Here is a 1,386-nt window from a genome sequence, read left to right as displayed (position 1 = left end):
GTCCTCGCTGGGCATGACGCTGGCGCGCACCGCGGCTGCGGGCGGCGCCAAGCCGAAGCGCCGCGCGGCGAAGAAGGCCGGCTCGGCCGCGTCCGGTGACGCGCTGACCTCGCCGATGCAGGGCACGATCGTCAAGGTCGCGGTCGAGGAGGGCCAGGAGGTCGCCGAGGGCGAACTCATCGTGGTCCTGGAGGCCATGAAGATGGAGCAGCCCCTGAACGCGCACCGCGCGGGCACGGTCAAGGGCATCACCGCCGAGGTCGGCGCCTCCGTCTCCTCCGGCGCCGTCATCTGCGAGATCAAGGACTGACGCGACAGCCGTTGCCTGCCTGTGGGCCCCCGCCGAGCCCTCGGCGGGGGCCCACAGGCTTGTCGGTGGCATCCTTGGCAGACGGGGAGACAGAGGGAGGATTCGGCAGCCATGGCCACGGAGAGCACACAAGCGTCACCACGCCCCATGCGGGCGGACGCCCGGCGCAACTACGAGCGGCTGCTCACGGAGGCCCGGACCGCGTTCACCGAGCACGGCACGGAAGCCTCCCTGGAGGACATCGCCCGCCGGGCCGGGGTCGGCATCGGCACGCTCTACCGCCACTTCCCCAACCGCACGGCGCTGATGAGCGCCGTCTTCCAGGGCGAGGTCGACGGGCTCCTCGCCCGCTCCCGTGAACTCCTGGCCTCCCCCGAGCCCTGCCGGGCCCTGGTGGACTGGCTACGGGCCTGCGTGGCGCACGCCAGCACCTACCGGGGGCTCTCACGGGCCCTGCTGGCGGCCCAGGCGGACGAGGCATCCGCGATGTCGCGCTGCAGCCTTCCCCTGCGGGAGGCGGGGAGCGTGCTGCTCGCGCGGGCGCAGACGGCCGGGGCGGTCCGCGCCGGCGTCGACATCGCCGACGTCATGCAGCTGACGAACGCGATCTCGCTGGCCGCGGAGCAGTCCCCGGACGACCCCCAACTCCCGGACCGCCTTTTGTCGCTGACGCTCCAGGGCTTGGCTACGGCGCCCTGCCCGGAGGGGCCCTGACCCCTGATACCCCTTACGTCCGTCTCGGCACCGCCGGACAACGCCGCCGTGGCGCCTCGCCGCCACGGCGGAAGCAGGCGGACAGCCCCGGCTGAATGACTCCGCCGCAACGGCGACCCGCCCCCACGGCGCAGACCGGCGGTGCCCGGCCCACCCAAGGCCCGCCCGGCACCGCCGGACCACACCGTCGTGGTTGCCCGCCACTGCGGCGGGATCGGGGGCAGCCTCGCCTCGGCGGAACCGGAGAGCTACCGCCGCCTGGGCGCCAGGTCCGCCACCCGCGCCGTATTCGCCGGAGGCTCGGCGCCCAGCGACCCGGCGCTGCGAAGCTGCTGGGACGAGCCGCCGCCCCCGGAAGGGCC

General features: G+C 74.5%; 3 protein-coding genes. All 3 read left to right on the top strand.

Features of this window, described 5'->3' with window-relative positions:
- The coding region (locus V7793_RS37595; protein WP_336014239.1) for an acetyl-CoA carboxylase biotin carboxyl carrier protein subunit at nucleotides 1-310 on the top strand (310 nt) is incomplete at its 5' end.
- Between the two features lie 111 nt (nucleotides 311-421).
- Complete coding sequence (locus V7793_RS37590) at nucleotides 422-1,024, top strand: TetR/AcrR family transcriptional regulator (RefSeq protein WP_336014238.1); 603 nt, start codon at nucleotides 422-424, stop codon at nucleotides 1,022-1,024.
- A 141-nt stretch (nucleotides 1,025-1,165) separates the two neighbouring features.
- A partial coding sequence (locus tag V7793_RS37585; RefSeq protein ID WP_336014236.1) for a hypothetical protein occupies nucleotides 1,166-1,386 on the top strand: 221 nt, incomplete at its 3' end.

Origin of the sequence: Streptomyces sp. KLMMK (assembly GCF_036961605.1) — a bacterium.
GTDB classification, from domain to species: Bacteria; Actinomycetota; Actinomycetes; order Streptomycetales; family Streptomycetaceae; genus Streptomyces; species Streptomyces telluris.
This window is presented reverse-complemented; position numbering and strand designations above follow the sequence as displayed.

Excerpts from the sequence above, each read along its gene's own strand:
- V7793_RS37590 (WP_336014238.1), top strand. The coding sequence starts at position 422 with ATGGCCACGGAGAGCACACAAGCGTCACCACGCCCCATGCGGGCGGAC.